Origin of the sequence: Bradyrhizobium sp. CER78 (assembly GCF_029846235.1) — a bacterium.
Lineage (GTDB): Bacteria > Pseudomonadota > Alphaproteobacteria > Rhizobiales > Xanthobacteraceae > Bradyrhizobium.
In genome coordinates this window covers 110,932-131,795 of the sequence record NZ_JARVWP010000020.1, presented here as the reverse complement: position 1 = coordinate 131,795, position 20,864 = coordinate 110,932, and the positions used below count along the sequence as shown (strand labels likewise).

The 20,864-nt window shown below is 64.3% G+C and carries 18 protein-coding genes; 9 read left to right on the top strand and 9 right to left on the bottom strand.

The features are described 5' to 3' along the window. Positions 1–49 precede the first annotated feature (49 nt). The 5 genes from QDT69_RS31645 to QDT69_RS31625 form a co-directional block, all read right to left on the bottom strand. Positions 50–847: a hypothetical protein gene (locus QDT69_RS31645; protein WP_279710384.1), complete on the bottom strand. Its 798-nt coding sequence runs from the start codon at positions 845–847 to the stop codon at positions 50–52. A gap of 141 nt (positions 848–988) precedes the next feature. Beyond that, the gene (locus tag QDT69_RS31640) at positions 989–1,498 is read right to left on the bottom strand and encodes an OsmC family protein (RefSeq protein WP_279710382.1); all 510 of its coding nucleotides are present in this window, start codon (positions 1,496–1,498) and stop codon (positions 989–991) included. A gap of 56 nt (positions 1,499–1,554) precedes the next feature. Then, entirely contained in the window at positions 1,555–2,340 is a 786-nt protein-coding gene (locus tag QDT69_RS31635) for an ABC transporter ATP-binding protein (RefSeq protein WP_279710381.1), read from the bottom strand. Further along, positions 2,340–3,176, bottom strand: a complete 837-nt coding sequence (locus QDT69_RS31630; RefSeq protein WP_279710410.1) for an ABC transporter permease — start codon at positions 3,174–3,176, stop codon at positions 2,340–2,342. The genes QDT69_RS31635 and QDT69_RS31630 overlap by 1 nt, the downstream gene beginning before the upstream one ends. A 217-nt stretch (positions 3,177–3,393) precedes the next feature. After that, complete coding sequence (locus tag QDT69_RS31625) at positions 3,394–4,368, bottom strand: aliphatic sulfonate ABC transporter substrate-binding protein (protein ID WP_279710380.1); 975 nt, start codon at positions 4,366–4,368, stop codon at positions 3,394–3,396. A gap of 198 nt (positions 4,369–4,566) precedes the next feature. Here QDT69_RS31625 and QDT69_RS31620 point away from each other — a divergent pair, with 198 nt between their 5' ends. Further along, positions 4,567–7,359, top strand: a complete 2,793-nt coding sequence (locus tag QDT69_RS31620; protein ID WP_279710379.1) for a [protein-PII] uridylyltransferase — start codon at positions 4,567–4,569, stop codon at positions 7,357–7,359. Between the two features lie 859 nt (positions 7,360–8,218). On the opposite strand, the gene QDT69_RS31615 is transcribed toward QDT69_RS31620, so the two are convergent. Beyond that, complete coding sequence (locus QDT69_RS31615) at positions 8,219–8,485, bottom strand: hypothetical protein (protein WP_279710378.1); 267 nt, start codon at positions 8,483–8,485, stop codon at positions 8,219–8,221. Between the two features lie 353 nt (positions 8,486–8,838). Between QDT69_RS31615 and QDT69_RS31610 the strand changes: the two genes are divergently transcribed. From QDT69_RS31610 to QDT69_RS31595, 4 genes are all read left to right on the top strand, one after another. Continuing rightward, positions 8,839–10,608, top strand: a complete 1,770-nt coding sequence (locus QDT69_RS31610) for a PAS domain S-box protein (RefSeq protein ID WP_279710377.1) — start codon at positions 8,839–8,841, stop codon at positions 10,606–10,608. After that, positions 10,602–11,276, top strand: a complete 675-nt coding sequence (locus QDT69_RS31605; RefSeq protein WP_279710376.1) for a response regulator transcription factor — start codon at positions 10,602–10,604, stop codon at positions 11,274–11,276. The genes QDT69_RS31610 and QDT69_RS31605 overlap by 7 nt, the downstream gene beginning before the upstream one ends. A 105-nt stretch (positions 11,277–11,381) precedes the next feature. Beyond that, positions 11,382–11,756 (top strand): response regulator, encoded by a 375-nt coding sequence (locus tag QDT69_RS31600; RefSeq protein WP_279710409.1) that lies wholly within the window; start codon positions 11,382–11,384, stop codon positions 11,754–11,756. A 13-nt stretch (positions 11,757–11,769) separates the two neighbouring features. Next, entirely contained in the window at positions 11,770–12,096 is a 327-nt protein-coding gene (locus QDT69_RS31595; RefSeq protein WP_279710375.1) for a hypothetical protein, read from the top strand. A 447-nt stretch (positions 12,097–12,543) separates the two neighbouring features. Here QDT69_RS31595 and QDT69_RS31590 read toward each other — a convergent pair whose 3' ends face one another. Continuing rightward, positions 12,544–13,068: a methylated-DNA--[protein]-cysteine S-methyltransferase gene (locus QDT69_RS31590; protein WP_279710374.1), complete on the bottom strand. Its 525-nt coding sequence runs from the start codon at positions 13,066–13,068 to the stop codon at positions 12,544–12,546. Positions 13,069–13,279: 211 nt separating this feature from the next. On the opposite strand from QDT69_RS31590, the gene QDT69_RS31585 reads away from it, so the two are divergent. From QDT69_RS31585 to QDT69_RS31575, 3 genes are all read left to right on the top strand, one after another. Continuing rightward, entirely contained in the window at positions 13,280–13,642 is a 363-nt protein-coding gene (locus QDT69_RS31585; protein ID WP_279710373.1) for a DUF1304 domain-containing protein, read from the top strand. Between the two features lie 206 nt (positions 13,643–13,848). Beyond that, on the top strand, positions 13,849–15,069 hold the full coding sequence (locus tag QDT69_RS31580) for an ABC transporter substrate-binding protein (protein ID WP_279710372.1): 1,221 nt from the start codon (positions 13,849–13,851) through the stop codon (positions 15,067–15,069). 373 nt (positions 15,070–15,442) lie between these two features. After that, the gene (locus tag QDT69_RS31575; RefSeq protein ID WP_279710370.1) at positions 15,443–16,669 is read left to right on the top strand and encodes an ABC transporter substrate-binding protein; all 1,227 of its coding nucleotides are present in this window, start codon (positions 15,443–15,445) and stop codon (positions 16,667–16,669) included. Positions 16,670–16,968: 299 nt separating this feature from the next. On the opposite strand, the gene QDT69_RS31570 is transcribed toward QDT69_RS31575, so the two are convergent. After that, positions 16,969–17,394, bottom strand: a complete 426-nt coding sequence (locus tag QDT69_RS31570; protein WP_279710369.1) for a DUF1330 domain-containing protein — start codon at positions 17,392–17,394, stop codon at positions 16,969–16,971. Between the two features lie 137 nt (positions 17,395–17,531). On the opposite strand from QDT69_RS31570, the gene QDT69_RS31565 reads away from it, so the two are divergent. Then, complete coding sequence (locus QDT69_RS31565; protein WP_279710368.1) at positions 17,532–19,793, top strand: penicillin-binding protein 1A; 2,262 nt, start codon at positions 17,532–17,534, stop codon at positions 19,791–19,793. Between the two features lie 185 nt (positions 19,794–19,978). Here QDT69_RS31565 and QDT69_RS31560 read toward each other — a convergent pair whose 3' ends face one another. Continuing rightward, on the bottom strand, positions 19,979–20,818 hold the full coding sequence (locus QDT69_RS31560; RefSeq protein WP_279710367.1) for a SprT family zinc-dependent metalloprotease: 840 nt from the start codon (positions 20,816–20,818) through the stop codon (positions 19,979–19,981). Positions 20,819–20,864: the final 46 nt, after the last annotated feature.

Below are 20,864 nucleotides of genomic sequence, written 5' to 3'. Positions count from 1 at the left end.
GGCAAGAAAGATGGTGGGTTACGCTTCGCTAACCCACCCTACGCTCTCTCTACGCCTTCGCCTTCCTCCGCCCGATCTGCCACAGCGCCAGATTCCAGGCGATGCAGGTGGCGAGCGCGCAGCAGAGGCCTACGGCTGAGCCGAATTGCAGCACCGCGACATGCAGCACGGCGATGCCGAGGCCGAAGCCGAGCAGGCCCCAGGCGCTGTTGGCGAGCACGGCGGCGGTGGCGGGGCCGCCGATCCGCGGATGCAGGATCAGCATCATCGAGGAGAACACGATCGGAAACAGCGCGATCACGCCGGTGACGCGCGGCCCGACCCAGGTCGACGCGGTGACCACGGTGCCGACCAGGCTCGCGACCAGTGCGGCGCGTAGTGGAATGTCGTACCAGCGCCGCGCGATCAGCGGCATCTTGGCGACGTGCCGATACGGCTTGAGCAGCGGAATGCAGATCGCGAAGGCAATCGCATTGAGGATCAGCCCGCCGGCCAGCGTCCAGGCGAACTGGCGGATGATGGTGCCCAGCACCAGCCACAACGCGATCGCGCTTCCCGCGCTAATCCACATGCTGAAGCGCTGCGCCAGCACGGCGTAAGTGAGGCCCATGAAGATCGTCGCCGCATTGACCGGCAGGCTCGACAGCGCGCCCTCGGCGATGAAGGCGGCGTCATGGTCGAGCGCGAGGAAGGTGTAGGACGGCCCCGCCGAGATCGGTAGCGTAGCGATCAGCGCGCCGATCACCGGCCCCGACCGCTCCGTGATGATGGATGCGCTGACCACGAACGCGGCCGCAACCGCCATGCGCAGCACGAGGAGCAGGATGAAGTGGAGTTCGGGGGACATTCTGCGTCATCCCGGCGAAGGCCGGGATCCATAACCACGACTGGGCGTGAGGAACGAAAGCCGTCGAACAGCGCGGCTTGAACCGAGAAGACACGGCGTATGGGTCCCGGCTTTCGCCGGGACGACACCGGTTAAAACCGCTTAGACCCGCTGCATCGACACGGTCACCTTCGGGCCGTTCTTGATGGTCTGATAGACCACGCAATAGCGCTCGGTGAGTTTCAGCAGCAGATCGAGCTTGTCCTGCGGCGCGTCGGTGCCGACGTCGAAGCGGAGGCGGATCTCGCGGAAGCCGACCGGGGCCTCCTTGTCGACACCGAGCGTGCCGCGGAAATCGAGATCGCCCTCGGCGAACACGTTGCCGACCTTGAGCGGCACCTCGACGGCGGTCGCGACCGATTTCAGCGTGACGCCGGCGCAGGCGACCAGCGCCTCCAGCAGCATGTCGCCGGAGCAGAGTTCGAGCCCGGAGCCGCCGGTGGCGGGATGCAGGCCGGCGACCGCGAGCGCGCGGCCCGTTTCGACCTTGCAGGAGAGGCTTTCGCTGTCGATCGTACCCTTGGCCTTCAACGTGATCACGGCGGCCTGCGGGTCGGTCTTGTAACGCTCCTTGATCGGAGCCTGCATTGCGCGGAGTTCGGCGGAGTCCATGGTTCTGCTCCCGGCTGTTTTTCTTTATGCCGGTGTAAGGCCTTAACGCGCGGATGTCACCACCACATCGCCTCGCCGGCGCTGGATTTGTCCGTGACGTCACGCACCGAACGGTCCAGCGAGCGGTCGAGCGCGGTCAGCACGCGGCGCTTGAAGCTATCGAACAGTCCCGATTTGCGATCGCGCGGCCGCGCCAGGTTGATGGTGATCTCTTCGAACAGCCGGCCCGGCCGCGGCCGCATCACCAGCACGCGGTCGGCAAGCACCACGGCCTCGTCGACGTCATGGGTGACCAGGATCAGGGTCGGCCTTGTGTCGGCCCAAAGATCGAGCAGATGGTCCTGCAAATCCCGCCGCGTGAAGGCATCGAGCGCCGAGAACGGCTCATCGAGCAGCAGCACTTCCGGCTGCGGCACCAGCGCGCGGGCGATCGCAACCCGCTGCGCCTGCCCGCCGGAGAGCTCGCGCGGCCAGGCTGAGGCCTTATCAGTGAGGCCGACGCGGGCCAGCGCCGATGCGACCCGCTCGCCCCTCGCATCGGCCGGCAAGTCGGCGAGACCGAAGCCGATATTGTCGGCGACGCTGAGCCAGGGCAGCAGCCGCGGCTCCTGGAAGATGATGCCGATCTTGGCGTGCGGCGAGGTGATGACGGCATTGTCGAGCGTCACGCTGCCGGTGCTGGCGCGATCGAGGCCGGCGATGGCGCGCAGCAGCGTCGACTTGCCGCAACCGGAGCCGCCGATAATGGCGATGATCTCCCCGGGCGCAATCTCCGCCGAAAAGCGCTCCAGCGCGTGGACGCCGTTCGGATAGGTCTTGCCGACGTCCTTGAGTGCGAGCATCACTGCCCTCCCCGCGCGCCGAACGCGTCCTGCCAGCGCAGCAGCGGCGCGGCGGCGACCTCGATCAGCCAGTCGGTCAGCTTGCCGAGGATCGCGAAGATCACGATCGCGGCGAGGATCTGTGCCGGCTTGCCGAGCTGCTGGCCGTCGAGCAGCAGATAGCCGAGGCCTTCGGAAGCGCCGATCAGTTCGGCCGCGACCACGAACATCCACCCCAGGCCAAGCCCGACCCGCAGCGCCACCACATAGGCCGGCAGCACGGCGGGCAACAGGATGCGGCGGATCATGGCCGGGCCGGACAGGCGGAACACGCGCCCGACCTCGACGATCTTGCGATCGACCGATAGGATCGCGCCCATCACACCGAGATAGATCGGAAAGAACACCCCGACCGCGATCAGCGCGACCTTCGAGGTCTCGAAGATGCCGAGCCAGAGCACGAACAGCGGCACCCAGGCGAGCGAGGGGATCGCGCGCAAGGCCTGCACCGTCGGATCAAGCAGCCGCTTGGCGAAATCCCAATAGCCCGAGATCGCTCCCATGATGGTGCCGGCGATGACGCCGAGCGCAAAGCCCGCACCGACGCGCCACAACGTCGCCAGGATGTGCCGCGACAACTCGCCGCTTTTGGCGAGCTCCACGATGGTCTGAAACACCTTTGACGGCGGCGGCACCAGGCGCCCGTTGGAATAGCCGAGATAAACCACCAGTTCCCAGCCGAGCGCACACACCACCGGCACCAGAAGTCCGAGCGCCGGCCGCGCAAAGCGCGACCACCGCGCCGGCGCCGCACGCGGCGCGGCCGTCTGTTCCAGCGCGGGCAGGTCAACGGTCATGGCCATAGCAAGAACTATTCTTCAAGCTGGATTGCAAGGTGGGGGCGATGACCTCTTATCCTCCCCTGGAGGGGGAGGATCGGTTCGCATGAAATGCGAACCGAGGTGGGGTGATCTCTCAACACGGGCACTGGTCGAGTGGAGAAACCTTCACCCCACCCCGCCGCTCATTTCATTCGCGTCGACCCTCCCCCTCCAGGGGAGGGTGAAAGCGGCATCAATTCGTCGGCAGCGGGACCTGGTCGTCGATCAGGCTGTCCAGCGCGGCCTTCACGTCGGTCTTGGCGTCGATCACGCCGGCCTGCTGCAAGGCGAGGCCCGCGGCGAGGATGGATTCCCGCTGCGGGGCGCCGATCCGGCTGTGGGTCAGCTCGGTGCGCTCCTTGAGCTGCTTGTCGACCACGGCGTCGGGCAGCTTGGTGACCGCAATGAAGGTCTTCTTCAGCTCGTCATAGTTGGCCAGCGAATATTTCCGCGCTTCCTCATACGTCGCCAGCACGCGGCGGACGATATCCGGATGCGCCTTCAAAAACTCCTCGCGAACATTGAGGATGCCCCAGGTGTTGGCGTCGGCCTTGCGGTAGAACAGCTTGGCGCCCTCCTCGACCTCGGCCTGCGCCATCATCGGGTCGAGGCCGGCCCAGGCGTCGACATCGCCGCGGATCAGCGCGGTCTTGCCGTCGGCGTGCTGCAGCAGCACTGGCGTGATGTCCTTTTCGGTGAGACCAGCGCCGAGCAGCGCGCGGACCAGGAAGATGTGCGGGTCGGTGCCGCGCGTCACCGCGACGCGCTTGCCCTTGAGATCCGCGACCGACGCGATCTTGGAGTCCTTTGATGTGACCAGCGCGGTCCATTCGGGGCGCGAATAGACGTAGATCGATTTTATCGGGTTGCCGTTGATCCGCGCGACCAAAGCGGCCGAGCCGGCGGTCGAGCCGAGATCGATCGAGCCGGCATTGAGGAATTCGAGCGCCTTGTTGGAGCCGGCCGACTGCACCCAGACGATGCTGATGCCGTCCTTGGCGAACTCCTTCTCCAAAAGGCTCTTCTGCTTCAGGACCATCGACACCGGATTGTAGGTTGCCCAGTCGATCCGGATCTCCTTCAGCGCGTCGGCGGCGAGCGCCGCGCCGGGCAAGAATGTCGAGACCGCGAGCAGCGCAGCGAAACTGCGCCGGGAAAATTTATGCATTCGTCGATCCCCTCCAGAGATTTAGGAAACAATCTTTTATTTCAATGAGTTAGACTTGCGGTCAACGAGAAAATCTCTACCCTTTGCACGACGGCGCGAGAACGATCTTGCTCAAAGCGCCGCCGGGAAAGCATGGAGCTGCTGCTGTCATACTTTGGTCCGTGACAGCAACAGCTCCGTCCGATATCGGATGAACGTATGGACAGCGTCGTAGCCGAAGTCCGCCCTGAAGCGGATGATCGTTTCGAGACCGAGCGGATTACCACCGCGGTCAATGCACTCGCCGAACAGCATGCCGGCCGCGAGGACCAGTTCCGCGCCGCGATGGCACAACTGCTCAAGGCCGAGCTGATCGCGGCGCGCGCCACGGCGCAGGCGCTGCTGCTGAAGGACCGTCACGGCCGCCGCTGCGCCGAACGGCTCTGCTTCGTGCAGGACGAGATCATCCGCATCCTCTATGCGGCGGCAACCCGGCATCTCTACCACTCGCCGATCCCCTCGGGCGCCGAGCGCATGGCCGTGGTCGCGACCGGCGGCTATGGCCGCGGGCTGATGGCGCCCGAATCCGACATCGATCTGTTGTTCATCCTGCCCTACAAGCAAACCGCCTGGGGCGAGCAGGTCGCCGAAGCCATTCTCTACTGTCTGTGGGACATGGGGCTGAAGGTCGGCCACGCTACGCGCTCGGTCGATGAATCGATCCGCCAGGCGCGCGGCGACATGACGATCCGCACCGCGATCCTGGAGACCCGCTTTCTGACCGGCGACCAGCCGCTCTATGACGAGCTGGTCGAACGCTTCGACAAGGAAGTGGTGCAAGGCACCGCGTCGGAATTCGTCACCGCAAAGCTTGCCGAGCGCGAGGAGCGGCATCGCCGCGCCGGCCAGTCGCGCTACTTGGTCGAGCCCAACGTCAAGGACGGCAAGGGCGGCCTGCGCGACCTGCACACGCTGTTCTGGATCGCCAAATACGTCTACCGCGTGCGCGAGACCGACGAGCTGCTGGAACGCGGCGTGTTCGACGCGCAGGAGTACCGCACCTTCCGCCGCTGCGCCGATTTCCTGTGGTCGGTGCGCTGCAATCTGCACTTCTTCGCCGGACGCGCCGAGGAGCGGCTGTCGTTCGACATGCAGCGCGAGATCGCGGTGCGGCTCGGCTACACCTCGCATCCCGGCATGCAGGACGTCGAGCGCTTCATGAAGCACTACTTCCTGATCGCGAAAGACGTCGGCGACCTGACCGCGATCCTGTGCGCCAAGCTCGAGGAAGAGCACAACAAGCCGGCGCCGGTGCTGAGCCGGATGGTGGCGCGGCTGCGGCCCGGCACCAAGCGGCGGCGGGTTAACGGCAGCGACGACTTCATCGTCGACAACAACCGCATCAACCTCGCCGCACCCGACGTGTTCAAGCACGATCCGGTCAATTTGATCCGGATCTTCCGCCTCGCGCAGCAAAACAACCTCGCCTTCCATCCCGATGCGATGCGCACGGTGACGCGCTCGCTGAAGCTGATCAACACCCAGCTCCGCGAGAACGACGAAGCCAACCGCCTGTTCATGGAGATCCTGACCTCCGACAATGCGGAGGTGGTGCTGCGGCGGATGAACGAGACCGGCGTGCTCGGCCATTTCATCCGCGCCTTCGGCAAGATCGTTTCGATGATGCAGTTCAACATGTACCACCACTATACGGTGGACGAGCATCTGCTGCGCTGCATCGGCTTCCTGCAGGACATCGAGCGCGGCGGCAACGAGGAGTTCACGGTCGCCAGCGACCTGTTCCGCAAGATCCGCCCCGAGCACCGCTCGGTGATCTATATCGCGACCCTCTTGCACGACATCGCCAAGGGCCGGCCGGAGGATCACTCGGTCGCCGGCGCCAAGGTGGCGCGGCGGCTGTGCCCGCGGCTCGGCTTCTCCGCCGCCGACACCGAGCTGGTGGCATGGCTGATCGAGGAACATCTGACGATGTCGACGGTGGCGCAATCGCGCGATTTGTCGGACCGCAAGACCATCGAGAATTTCGCCGCCGTGGTGCAATCGGTCGAGCAGATGAAGCTGCTGACAATCCTGACCACCGCCGATATCCGCGGCGTCGGCCCCGGCGTCTGGAACGGCTGGAAGGCGCAGCTGTTGCGCACGCTGTATTACGAGACCGAGCCGGTGCTGACCGGCGGCTTCTCGGAAGTCAACCGCGCGCAGCGCATCGCGGTGGCGCAAGCCGAATTCCGCCGCGCCTTCACCGAATGGCCGGAGGCCGAGCTCAACGCCTATATCGGCCGGCACTATCCGGCCTACTGGCTCAAGGTCGAGCTACCGCGCAAGATCCGCCAGGCACGCTTCATCCGCGCCAGCGAGCAGGCCGGCCACAAGCTGGCGATCAATGTCGGCTTCGACGAGATCCGCGCCGTCACCGAGCTCACGATCCTGGCGACCGACCATCCATGGCTGCTGTCGATCATTGCGGGCGCCTGCGCCTCGGCCGGCGCCAACATCGTCGACGCGCAGATCTACACCACGACCGACGGCCGCGCGCTCGACACCATCTCGATCTCGCGCGAATACGACCGCGACGATGACGAGGGCCGCCGCGCCACAAGGATCGGCGAGATGATCGAACAGGTGCTGGAAGGCAAGCTCAGGCTGCCCGAGGCGGTGGCGAAGCGCGCGGTGCGCAGCAAGGCGCGGCCGTTCGTCGTCGAGCCCGAAGTGACCATCAACAACCAGTGGTCCGACCGCTACACCGTGATCGAGGTCTCCGGCCTCGACCGCCCCGGCCTGCTCTACCAGCTCACCACCGCGATCTCGAAGCTCAACCTCAACATCGCCTCCGCCCACGTCGCGACCTTCGGCGAACGCGCCCGCGACGTGTTCTACGTCACCGATCTGCTCGGCGCCCAGATCACCGCGCCGACCCGCCAATCGGCGATCAAGAGCTCGCTGCTGCATCTGTTGTCGAGCGAAGACCAGGCCGCGAAGCCGGCGGCGTAGAAATCGTAGAGGCGCATAGGCCTGTCCCGTCATCCTGAGGAGGCCGCGGAGCGGCCGTCTCGAAGGATCGACGGCCCGGCTATTGCCGAACGAGTCGGAGTACGCGGAAGCGTCTGGGCCATTCACCCTTCGAGACGCGCGTTCCGCGCTCCTCAGGATGACGGAATGGAAAGCGCTCCGCGGAAGGAGCAACACCGCGAAGCCCGATCGCAGCGGTTCAACCAAACAGCCGCATCAGCAGCGCCTTGCCGACCGGGGCGGCGCGCACGCCGTGGAAGGCGCGGACATATTCGCCGGCATAGAATGCGCGCACGACATTGATCCGCGTCGCGGCCGCATCCTCGAAGCTATCGCCGGCGGGCTCGCTGACCGGCTCGCATGCGCCGGCTGCAGCCGGTCCTGCAAGTCGCGCTGCAATCCGCGTGCGCCCGCTTGCTCATCCCTGGTGACGGAAACATCGCCATCGGAAAACGGCTTGTGCTGCTGTGCCTGACTCATGATGACCGGCCCCTGATCTGTCGGTGCGCGAACCAACGCACAGCTCACCAGAGCGATGCCGTTGCCGGACCGATCCAATAATCAGGTGCTTCAAAAGCAGCTAAAGCGAACCCCGGCATCTTTCGGAAAGCTTTCTGCGATTCGCGGTGGCCGAGAACCCGGCGCGGGAAGGACGCCGCCGACCTGCGCGGCCCGTCATTCGGGCGCTTCCGAAAAGACTGAGCCCGGAATCCATCGGGGCTAGAGGGGACTGGATTCCGGGCTCTCTCGGAGGCTGTTATCGGACCCGTCTGCGCGACCCTGGCGTGAGCAGCCATCGCTCCGGTCCGGCAGCCTGCCGGGGCTAGCTCCTGGCGTGGCCTTACGATGCTTGATCCGGCACGCCTGCTTGCGCCTGCAGCGCCGCGAGGCTCGCGCCCAGCAAGGCCAGGTAGCTCGCCTGACAGATCGCGACGCCCAAATCGAAGACGTCGAGCAGATCGATCCAGGATTGATCGGCCGGCACGCTCGCGGCTTGCTTGCCGCCATCGATAACGGTCGGCTGGAAGCCGCGCTCGGGCCTCTGACGCGTTGCCTCGTGCCCGGCATCTTCGGAGCAGAGGATCAAATGCAGGCGCCTGTTGGGCATTTCAGTCTCCCGTCTCTGATTGGCGATTGCCGAAGCCCGGAAACCTCTACTGTCATCGAGTTACCCAATAAGCGTAGTCACCGGGAAGAAACGGGCCATTGAACGGAGGTTGATCCGGCCGTTACATTCGGCTGGGGAGGACCATACTTAGGTTTAGTCGCAACCTGGGCCTGAGGGCGCCTGCGCGCTTCGCTTCCCGCGCGATCTCTCACGCGCGTGGATCGCCGAAGGCCCCGCATGATTTCGTCCGGACGCCGGTAAAGCTGCTAATATCAAGCCCGTTAGGAGGGCGACGTTGTCGCCGCTGATGATAGCGGTCACCTAGCGACGCAGCGCGGCCCCATGACGGCCAAGTGCTGGTGCTGCCGATGATGCCCAACCCGACCACGAGGTCCTGGTCAGCCGAACAATGGCTGCTCGGCGGCATGGTGCTGGCCTTGGCCGCAACCTGCATTGGGCTGGTGCTTGGTCCGCAGCCTGCAGCGTCCGCCCACCTGGTTGCCCTCGCGCTGCTCGTCGCATCGCTGACCGCGGCATTGCTGATGATGCGCATGGTCGGCCGCGCCCACAGGCGGATGGAGGCGATGTTGCGCGGCCGGACCAGCGGCGAAGAGCGCGCGATCGAGGCGCTGCGCAACAGCGAAGCGCAATGGAAAGAGGTGTTCGAGCACAACCCGGTCATGTACTTCATGGTCGACGCGACGGGCCTTGTGCTGTCGGTCAACACGTTCGGCGCGGCGCAACTCGGCTACACCGTCGACGAATTGCTCGGACAATCCGTGCTGCAGGTGTTTGCCGCCGAGGAACACCAAATGGTCCAGCGCAGCGTCGCCGCATGCCTCGACAACATCGGGCAAACCCGCAGCTGGGAAATCCGCAAGGTCCGCAAGGACGGTTCCAGGCTTTGGGTCCGCGAAAATGCCAAGGCGGTGCGGCGGCTGGACGATCGGCTGATCGTCCTGATCGCCTGCGAGGACATCACCGAACGCAAGCACGCCGAGAATGCGCTGCAGCAGAGCGAAATGTACCTGACCGAGGCCCAGCGATTGAGCCATACCGGCAGCTTTGGCTGGCATGTCGCCAGCGGCGAGATCATCTGGTCGGAAGAAACCTTCAGGATATTCGAGTTCGACCGAGTTCCATCGATCAAGCATGGCACGGTCCTTCAGCGCGTCCATCCCGACGATCGCGACCGCGTGCAACGGACCATCGACCGTGCCTCGCTCGATCGCAAGGATTTCGAGCACGGCTACCGATTGCTGATGCCCAGTGGGGCGATCAAATATGTCCACGCCAGGGCGCATGCGGTGACGAGCATGTCGGGCGACACCGAATTTGTCGGAGCGGTCACCGACGTGACCGCGCGCAAGCTGGCCGAGGCGAAATTGCATGAAGCGCAGACCAACCTTGCGCATGTCACGCGCGTGACGGCGCTCGGCGAGCTCGCCGCATCGATCGCCCATGAAGTGAACCAGCCGCTTGCCGCCGTGGTCACCAACGCGGCGGCCTGCCTGCGCTGGCTCGACCGGGCGGCTCCCGATCTGAATGAGGCGCGCGGAGCGGTGAGGTCGATCATCAGCGACGGCAACCGGGCGGGCGAAGTCATTCAGCGTGTCCGCGCGCTGGTGAACAAGACCGCCGATCAGAAGGCGCCGCTCGACATCAACGAGGTCATCAACGAGGTGATCGGCCTGGTGCAACATGAACTGCAGCGCCACCTGATATTCCTGCAGCTCGACCTCACTCCCGCGCTCCCGCCTGTTGTCGCCGACCGTGTCCAGCTGCAGCAAGTCATTCTCAACCTGGTCCTCAACGGCATCGAGGCGATGCAACCGGTCACGGAGCGGCCGCGGCACCTCGTGATCCGAACCCGCCATGACGACGATGCCGGGCAGATCCTGGTGACGGTCACCGATTGCGGCGTCGGGGTTGCGACCGGGAATGCCGACCGGCTGTTCGACGCCTTCTACACCACCAAGGCCAGCGGCATGGGAATGGGCTTGTCGATCTGCCGCTCGATCGTCGAAGCCCACCAAGGCCGCCTGTCCCTGGTCGAACAGATCGGCCCCGGCGCGACGTTCCAGTTCACCCTGCCACTCCGTCAAGAGGAGCATGCATGGTGACCGGGCGTGCGGCATCGCCTCCCACTCAAGCCAACGCCGAGGATCCGATCGTCTTCGTCATCGACGACGACGCGTCGGTGCGGGACGCGTTGAGCAATCTTTTCCGGTCGGTCGGCCTGCGAACCGTGGCGTTCGGCTCGGCCCATGAATTTCTGCAGCACAAGCCGGCGGATGTCCCGAGCTGCCTGATCCTGGACATCAGGCTGCCCCGACTGAGTGGCCTCGACTTTCAGGCGGAGCTGGCGAAGGCCGGCATTCATATTCCGATCATCTTCATGACCGGCCATGGCGATATCCCGATGACGGTCAGGGCCATGAAGGCTGGAGCGGTCGACTTCCTGACCAAGCCGTTCCGCGATCAGGACATGCTGGATGCCGTTACGACGGCGATCGACCGCGACAGGAACCGGCGCGATGAGGCCAAGGTTCTCGCGAACCTCCGCGCCGCCTTCGCGACCCTGACGCCGCGTGAGCGTCAGGTGATGACTCTCGTCACGGCCGGACTGATGAACAAGCAGGTCGCCGCGGAAATTGGCGTGGCCGAGATCACGGTGAAGATCCACCGCGGCCAGATCATGCGGAAAATGGCCGCGAAGTCGCTGCCCGATCTGGTCAGGATGGCCGGGATCCTCGGGATCGGACGGGCATCCGGCGGGGCGCAAACCTAAGTATGATTCTCCGGCGCCGATCGGCGACGCACTGTGCGCCGCATCATCGCACAAACCGAACCCTATCCGACCGTCCCCGGGAAGACCTCCTTGTCCAATCCGCCAGTGATATCAATCATCGACGATGACATCTCGGTTCGCACCGCGACCCACAATCTCGTCAGGTCGCTGGGCTATGCGGTCGAGACCTACGCGTCGGCCGAGGAATTCCTGCACTCGCCCCGCCTGAATGAGACATCCTGTGTGATCACGGATGTCAGGATGCCGGCGATGAGCGGGCTCGACCTGCAGAGTCACCTGATTGCCAACGGACGGCACTTTCCGTTCATTTTCATCACAGCCTTCTCCGTCGAAAACGATCGCGCCCGAGCCCTCAAGGCAGGAGCGGTCTGCTTCCTGATCAAGCCCTTCGACGGGGACGTCCTGATCAAATGCCTCGATACCGCCCTCGGCCAGCGCGGCGCCGTGACGAGCGATTGAGCTCAAATCAGGCATGACCGGACCGGTATACGCAAAGATGATGCCGCCAAACATCTGGACAGATTGTGCGGGCACGGCGGCGGCGCGAGATTTCGCGGCGCCGCTCTTCACCGGCGGCAAGGACCACGTCAGACATTTTGAATGGCAAATGGCAATTCCTCGGAGGGAGGTCGCCATGCGTGCGGAACCGCGCTGTGCCCAGTGCGACAGCGAAGAGCCCAAGATCATCTGCTTGCGAAATCCGGCGGGTGAACGCTACTGCGGACGCCTCTGCCTCTACCAGGGCCAGGCGAATTTCATTCGCTGGTTTACGCGTTCGAATGCCGAGGCCGCGTCATGACAGGCCGCTGCGGGAATCCGGGATGCAAGCGGCCGTTCGGGTTGATCCGGCATAGCTGGCACTTCGAGCAGTTTTGCTCGGTGAAGTGCCGCGAAATCTACAAGCGGCAATTGGAGCGCAACAGGGCCTATTGGAAGTGGCTGTATCCTTTCGCCAGAACCTGCGGCCCATCGAAGAAATTGATCTGACGGCGAGGACCAGATTCTTGTTTTGACGCGTTTTCTTTGCGCGAACCGGCGTCCATCCCGCATCACGTGCGGGACAGGCTTCGCTCGAAAACGCTCTCACGCTCAAGGGAGTTCCCATGACGACGGTCGATGCGATCCTGGTAGGAGCGATCCTCGCATGGGTGCCCTCGCTCATCGTATTCCTCTATATCGTGCGCGATCTGCGAAACATGCCGAGCGAGGATCTCGACTGATCGCCTCACGGGCAGACAGTCGCCCGCTAGACCTCCACGCCCTCATGGCGCAGCAGCCAGCGTTTGCGCTCGAGACCCCCGCCATATTTGACCAGCGAGCCGTTGGCGCCGATCAGGCGGTGGCAGGGCACGACGACGCTGATCGGATTGGAGCCGTTGGCATGGCCGACCGCGCGCATCGCGTTCGGCACTTTCAGCCTCACAGCCAGCGCGCCGTAGCTCATGGTGGTGCCGTGAGGAATCTTCGGCAGCGCGCGCCAGACCTTCTGCTGGAACGCGGTACCGGCGACGCGCCATTCGACATCCGCGAGCCGATCGAGATCGCCGTTGAAATAGTCGCCGAGCGCCTTGCGCATTGCGGCCGGGGCGCGGCCGCCCCGCAGCGTCACCGCGCCGTAGTGCAGCCGCAGCAGGTCGAGCATCCGTCCCTCATAGTCGTCCCAGTCGAGCGCGCGCAGCACGCCGTCATCGTCGGTCACCAGCAGCGCCGTGCCGATCGGGGTCTTGAGGCGGTCGAGATTGAAGGTCTGGGCGGTCTTGCGGTCGGTCATTGTCATCGCTCTGGAAACAGGTCGCTCGGCATACAATTCACTCCCTGCGTGCTAGCGTCCACCCGAATTCCGGTAGGAGCGTTTTCGAGCGAAGCCTGTCCCGCACGTGATGCGGGATGGACGCCGGTTCGCGTGAAGAAAACGCGTCAAAATAAGATCTTGAGCTTCGGTTCTGATTCAATCAGAACCGAAGCTCTGGGGGGACCGCAATATGCTTTTGCTTGCCAATGTCCTGGTCGCAGTGGTGGCCGCGCTGCACGTCTATTTCCTCGTGCTCGAGATGTTTCTCTGGACCAAACCGCTCGGGCTGAAGACCTTCCGCAACTCGCTCGAGAAGGCAACCGACTCGGCGGTGCTCGCCGCCAATCAGGGGCTCTATAACGGCTTCCTCGCCGCCGGACTGATCTGGGGTCTCGCGCACGGCAATGCGAGCTTTGCGTTCCAGATCAAGACATTCTTCCTGCTCTGCGTGATCGTCGCGGGCGCCTATGGCGCCGCCACCGTCAGCCGCCGCATCCTTTATGTGCAGGCGGCTCCGGCTGCGCTCGCGCTGGTCGTGCTCTGGCTTGCCTAAAGCACGGACGCGCTTTTGGTTTTCTGAGCATGATCCGCTCGGAAAGCCGCTTCACACTTTTCCGGATCATGCTCGAACGCGACATCGCGCGCAGGGCGCCCTGCCTTGCAATGCTCAGGGCGTTCCTCCATCATCCCTGACAACGGTGACATCCGCTGGCCCACCGCTTGCGGACAAGATCATCGGCAACATGGGAGGTCACGGACATGAGGAGCGTGCAATTGCTCGCGGCGACAGCGCTTGCCATCGCGTTGTCGGTTACATCGGCCGCCGCGCAGAAGAAATACGATATCGGCGCGACCGACACCGAGATCAAGATCGGCCAGACCGTGCCGTTCTCGGGCCCCGCATCCGCCTATGCCGGCATCGGCAAGACCCAGGCGGCCTACCTCAAGATGATCAACGACCAGGGCGGCATCAACGGCCGCAAGCTGAACCTGATCCAGTATGACGACGCCTATTCACCGCCGAAGGCAGTCGAGCAAGTGCGCAAGCTCGTCGAGGGCGACGAGGTGCTGTTCACCTTCCAGATCATCGGCACGCCGTCAAATGCCGCCGTACAGAAATATCTGAATGCCAGGAAGGTGCCGCAGCTGCTCGCCTCGACCGGCGCATCGCGCTTCTCCGATCCGCAGAACGCGCCGTGGACGATCGCATTCAACCCGAACTACCAGTCCGAAGGGCGGATCTACGCCAAATACATCCTGGCCAACCATCCGAACGCCAAGATCGGCATCTTCTACCAGAACGACGATCTCGGCCGCGACTACATCACCGGCCTGAAGAGCGGGCTCGGCGACAAGGCCGCCAGCATGATCGTCGCCGAGGTCTCCTACGAGCTGACCGACCCGACCGTCGATTCCCAGATCGTCAAGCTGAAGGCCGCGGGCGTCGATCTGCTGTACGACGCGTCGACGCCGAAATTCGCGGCGCAGGCGATCCGCAAGGTCGCGGATCTTGACTGGCACCCGGTCCACATCCTCGACATCAACGCAAGCCCGGTGTCGGCGACCTTGAAGCCGGCCGGCCTCGACATCTCCAAGGGCATCATCTCGACCAATTACGGCAAGGACCCCGCCGATCCGCAGTGGAAGGACGATCCCGGCGTGAAGGCCTATTTCGCCTTCATGGACAAGTATTATCCGGAAGGCGACAAGCTCAACACCGTCAACACCTACGGCTATTCGACGGCCGAGCTCTTGATCCAGGTGCTGAAGCAGTGCGGCGACGACCTCACCCGCGAGAACCTGATGAAGCAGGTGACCAGCCTGAAGAAGTTCGTGCCGTCACTCGCGCTGCCGGGCATGTCGATCACAACAGGACCGAACGACTATCGCATCAACAAGCAGATGCAGATGATGAAGTTCAACGGCGAGCGCTGGGAGCTGTTCGGCCCGATCATCGAGGACACCGGCCCGGCGGGCTAACGGCTTCGCCGTTTGAGACCCGTCATGCTGAGGAGGCCGTGCAGCGGCCGTCTCGAAGCAGGACGGCCCAACTGGGGCCGTTCATCCTTCGAGACGCGCTACGCGCTCCTCAGGATGACGGGATAACGCGGTTACAGCGGTAGGTTCGACGAACTCAACACTGCCGCGACAAGCACGGCCCTTCCCCGCCGCGCCCTTCCTCTTGCGCCGCCCCCTACTTTCGTTGACTGAAATCGCTCACCTTTTCGCCATTGCTCGTCTTGCGTCGCAGCAAGCGTTCCGCCAGTATCCCGGCCCAGCGATGGCGACCGCGGACCTTGACCCCGCGGACAAGATCATCGGCCAACATCAGTCACGTGAGGGAAACAGCATTATGAGGAACGGGATTTTCCACCTGGTCACGGGAACGGCGCTCGCGATCGCGCTGTCAGCAACGTCGGCCTCCGCGCAGAAGAAATACGATCCCGGCGCGAGCGATACCGAAATCAAGATCGGCCAGACCGTCCCCTTCTCCGGACCGGCCTCCGCCTACGCCTCGATCGGCAAGACCCAGGCGGCTTATTTCAAGATGATCAACGATCAGGGCGGCATCAACGGCCGCAAGATCAATTTGATCCAGTATGACGACGCCTATTCGCCGCCCAAGGCGGTCGAGCAGGTGCGCAAGCTCGTCGAGAGCGACGAGGTGCTCTTGACCTTCCAGATCGTCGGCACGCCGTCGAACGCCGCGGTGCAGAAGTATCTCAACGCCAAGAAGGTGCCGCAGCTGTTCGCCGCCACCGGCGCCTCGAAGTTCACCGACCCGAAGAACTTCCCCTGGACGCTCGGCTTCAACCCGAACTACTTCGTCGAAGGCCGCATCTACGGCCAGTACATCCTGAAGGAGCATCCGAACGCCAAGATCGGCGTGCTCTATCAGAACGACGACCTCGGCAAGGACTACCTGAACGGCATCAAGGCCGGCCTCGGCGACAAGGCCGCCAAGATGATCGTGGCCGAAGCTTCCTATGAGGTCTCCGACCCGACCATCGACTCCCAGGTGATCAAGATCAAGGATGCCGGCGCCGACCTGTTCTTCTCGGCCTCGACGCCGAAGCAGGCCGCGCAGGCGATCAAGAAGATCGCCGAGCTCGGCTGGCATCCGGTCCACATCGTCGACATCAACGCCACCTCGGTCGGCGCGGTGTTGCAGCCGGCGGGCCTCGAAGCCTCCAAGGGCCTGATCTCGACCAACTACGGCAAGGATCCCGCCGATCCGCAGTGGAAGGACGATCCGGGCATGAAGCGCTATTTCGACTTCATGGCCAAGTATTATCCGGACGGCGACAAGAACTCGAACTTCAACACCTACGGCTACTCCACCGCCCAGCTGATGGTGCATGTGCTGAAGCAGTGCGGCGACGAGCTGACCCGCGAGAACGTGCTGAAGCAGGCCACCAATTTGAAGAACGTCGACCTCGACATGGCGCTGCCCGGCATCAAGGGCAACACCACGCCGAACGACTATCGCGTCAACAAGCAGCTGCAGATGATGAAGTTCAACGGCGAGCGCTGGGAGCTGTTCGGCCCGATCCTCGAGGACAGCAGCCCGGCGGGCTAGCGGTTCATGCAGGTTTGAAATGCAATCGGCGGCCTCCGGGCCGCCGATTTGTTTTTGGGGCGTACACTCCCCGTCATTGCGAGGAGCGACAGCTACGAAGCAATCGATCGCTCCGCAAGCGGCGAAATGGATTGCTCCGCTTCGCTCGCAATGACGGGGATAGAGCGGTGCGTTCCGTCACCCTGAGGAGCGCGTAGCGCGTCTCGAAGGGTCGACGGCCCGGCTGTGGCCCATTCATCCTTCGAGACGCCGCTTCGCGGCTCCTCAGGATGACGGGATAAGCATCTCGCGGCGCGCGGCTACTTCGGAATCTCGCCGAAATTCTTCCCGACCGGCAACACCGAATGCCGGATCAGCCGCGAATCCTCCACCGCCGCCTGACGGTGCTTGACCGCCTCGCGATAGACGGGATCGCGGATCATCTCGACGAAGGCGGCAACGCTTGGATATTCGGCAATGAAACAGTGATCCCAGCGCTCCTCTTGCGGACCGATCAGCATCAGCTCGAAGCGGCCCTGCCAGACGATGCGGCCGCCGAGCCGCTCGAACACCGGGCCGCTCTCGCGGCCGTAGGCGGCATAGGCCTCCGCGCCGGTTGCCTTGCGGCCGTCGGGATAGGCGGCCGATTCGCGCAGGCGCACCAGGTTGAGCATGTGGATCGGGCCCGGCCGGTTGTTGTCCCGGAATTGCGCAAACACCTCTTTGGTCGGATCGATATGGCCCATGCGGTGCTCCTTCGTTTTCTTGTTCCATCTCTATCTAGCACGCGCTGCCTCACCTCCTAATCCCGCGTTAAGCTTTGCGTAACCGCCCCTTAAACCGGGAACGCTAGCGTGCGCCCCCGTAAGGGTGAGCGTTGCGAATGGCGTGGGGACGTAAAAAAGGCGGTGGACGCAAGGAGCCGCTGTTCGGGCTCCCGGCCGCGCTTGCCGACCTCAGACTGTCGCCCTCCGATCGCATTCCCGGCGGCGGCGACGAAAAGCCCGCCAAATCGAAACCCAAGAACAGCGAAAAGAGCGCCGACAAGAGCAGCGATTCCGGTAGCGAGAGACCGCGACCGTCGCGCAGCGGCAGCAAGCGGCGCAGCAAGTCGCGCGGCTTCGGCATCGGCCGGCTGTTCTATTGGACCGCCGTGCTCGGCCTATGGGCCGGCATCGCGGTGATCGGTGTCGTGGTGTGGGTCGGCGCGCATCTGCCGCCGATCCAGTCGCTGGAGATTCCCAAGCGCCCGCCGACGATCCAGATCGTCGGCATCGACGGCTCAGTGCTGGCGCAGCGCGGCGAGATGGCCGGCGCCAACATCGCGCTGAAGGATCTGCCACCCTATCTGCCGAAAGCGTTCATCGCGATCGAGGACCGGCGCTTCTATTCGCATTTCGGCGTCGACCCGGTCGGCATCCTGCGCGCGGCGGTGACCAACCTCCTGCATCGCGGCGTCTCGCAGGGCGGCTCGACCTTGACGCAGCAGCTCGCCAAGAACCTGTTCCTGACCCAGGAGCGCACCATGCAGCGCAAGCTGCAGGAGGCCGAGCTCGCGCTGTGGCTGGAGCGCAAGCACACCAAGAACGAGATCCTCGAACTCTACCTCAACCGCGTCTATTTCGGGTCCGGCGCCTATGGCGTCGAGGCGGCGGCGCAACGCTATTTCGGCAAGTCGGCGAAGAACGTGACGCTGCCGGAAGCCGCGATGCTCGCCGGACTCGTCAAGTCGCCGTCGCGGCTGGCGCCGAACCGCAATCCCGAAGGCGCCGAACAGCGCGCGCAGGTCGTGCTCGCGGCGATGGCCGACGCCAAGTTCATCGCCGAGGCGCAAGCGAAAGCTTCGATCGGCCAGCCCTCGATCGCGGTGAAGCCGGCCGGCGCCGGCACCGTGAACTATGTCGCCGACTGGATCGGCGAAGTGCTCGACGATCTGGTCGGCCAGATCGACCAGGACATCATCGTGCAGACCACGATCGATCCGAAGCTGCAGGCCGTCGCAGAAGCTGCCGTGATCGACGAGCTCGCCGCCAAGAGCGTGAAGTTCAATGTCAGCCAGGGCGCGCTGGTCGCGATGACGCCCGACGGCGCGGTGCGCGCCATGGTCGGCGGCCGGAACTATTCCGAGAGCCAGTACAACCGCGCGGTCACCGCGAAGCGGCAGCCGGGCTCGTCGTTCAAGCCGTTCGTTTATCTGACCGCAGTCGAGTCCGGACTGACACCGGACACGATCCGTACCGACGCGCCGCTCGATATCAAGGGCTGGAAGCCGGAGAACTACACCCACGAATATTTCGGCTCAGTGACCCTGACCCAGGCGCTGGCGATGTCGCTGAACACGGTCGCAGTGCGGCTCGGCGTCGAGGTCGGCGCCAAGAACGTGGTGCGCACCGCGCACCGGCTCGGTATCTCCTCCAAGCTCGAGCCGAACGTCTCGATCGCGCTCGGCACCTCGGAAGTGTCCGTGCTCGAATTGGTCGGCGCCTATGCGCCGTTCGCCAATGGCGGCTACGCCGTGTCGCCGCATGTGGTGACCCGGATCAAGACCAGCTCGGGTAAGCTGCTCTACGATCGCCCCACCGATCCGCCCAACCAGGTGATCGAACCGCGCTATGACGCGATGATGAACACCATGATGCGCGAGACGCTGATCTCGGGCACCGCGCGCAAGGCCGAGATCCCCGGCTGGACCGCCGCCGGCAAGACCGGTACCAGCCAAGATTACCGCGACGCCTGGTTCATCGGCTACACGGCCAAGCTCGTCACCGGCGTCTGGCTCGGCAATGACGACAATTCGCCGACCAAGAAGGCGACCGGCGGCGGATTGCCGGTCGAAGTGTGGAGCCGCTTCATGAAGGCCGCGCATCAGGGCGTGCCGGTCGCGGCGATCCCGAACTCGCAGGGAAGTTGGGCACCGGCGAACCTGATGCAGATCTCGTCACAGATCACTGCACCGTCAGGGCCGGCGGCCCCGATGCAGATCCAACCACCGATGCCGGCGCCACCACCGGCGCCGGCCGGTGGCGGCTATTATCGCCAGCCGCCACCGACGCCGGCCCGCGCCTCGCCGCCACCCAACCCCAACGCGCGGCCGGAGGCGGCAGCTGGGCTCGATGGCTGGCTGGCTGATCGGTTGTTTCGGTAAGGCGTTAGACGCACGGTCTCACCACAACGCCACTGTCATCCCCCGCGAAAGCGGGGGATCCAGTACGCCGCGGCCTATCGGTTGAACACGAACGCCTCTGGAATACTGGATCGCCCGCTTTCGCGGGCGATGACAGCAGAGGTGACGGAGATAGTGTGGGACGGGTCGAGCGACGAGAGCGCCGCCTACTCCTGGATCCCGTAGCGATGCAGATCGTTGCCGTGGGTGTCGAGCCAGGTCTTGGCGCGCGTGACCGAGGCGCAGACCTTGTCGACCACCCGCCAGAACCGTGCCGAATGGTTCATCTCGACGAGATGCGCGACTTCATGCGCGGCGAGGTAATCGAGCACGAAGGGCGGCGCCAGGATCAGCCGCCATGAGAACGACAGCGACCCCGCCGAGGTGCACGAGCCCCACCGGCTGGACTGATCGCGGATCGAAATCCGCCGCACCCGCACGCCGAGTTCCGCGGCGTGCAGTGCCGCCGCCTTTTGCAAATCCTTGCGCGCCTCGCGCTTGAGGAAGTCATGCACCCGGCGATCCATGTGCTCGACGCCGCCGGCGACGCAAAGGATCTTCTCGCCGCTGTCGCGCGTTTCGGTCCAGACCGTGCCGCGCTCGCCCGAGCGATGCACGAGGCGATGCGGCACACCGCGCAGCGGCACCACGGTGCCGGGCTGGAACGGCGCGGCCTTCGGCAAACGGCCAAGGCGGGCAGCGATCCAGCCGCCATGGATATTGGCGAACTCCTTGGCTTCGATGATCGTGCCGCGCGGCGGCATCGTCAGGATCGCTTCACGGTCGGTTGGATGAATCCTGAGCGTATAGCGGCGTGCGCGCCGGTGCCGGCGCAACCTGACAGTGAAAAACTGGGAGCCGTGTCTGACCAATACGGTCGCGGGTTCGGCAGGCCGCCGATAGAGGAGCGCGCGAGTAGCCATTTCTGAGAGTCCGGGGAGCAGGAGTTCGCCCGAACTTTGCCATATCCGCCGCCAGGGAAAGCGCTCGGCGCAAAAACAAATCATTTGCCCAATATACAGGGGTCAGCCGTTAATTGACCTCTACCGGCTG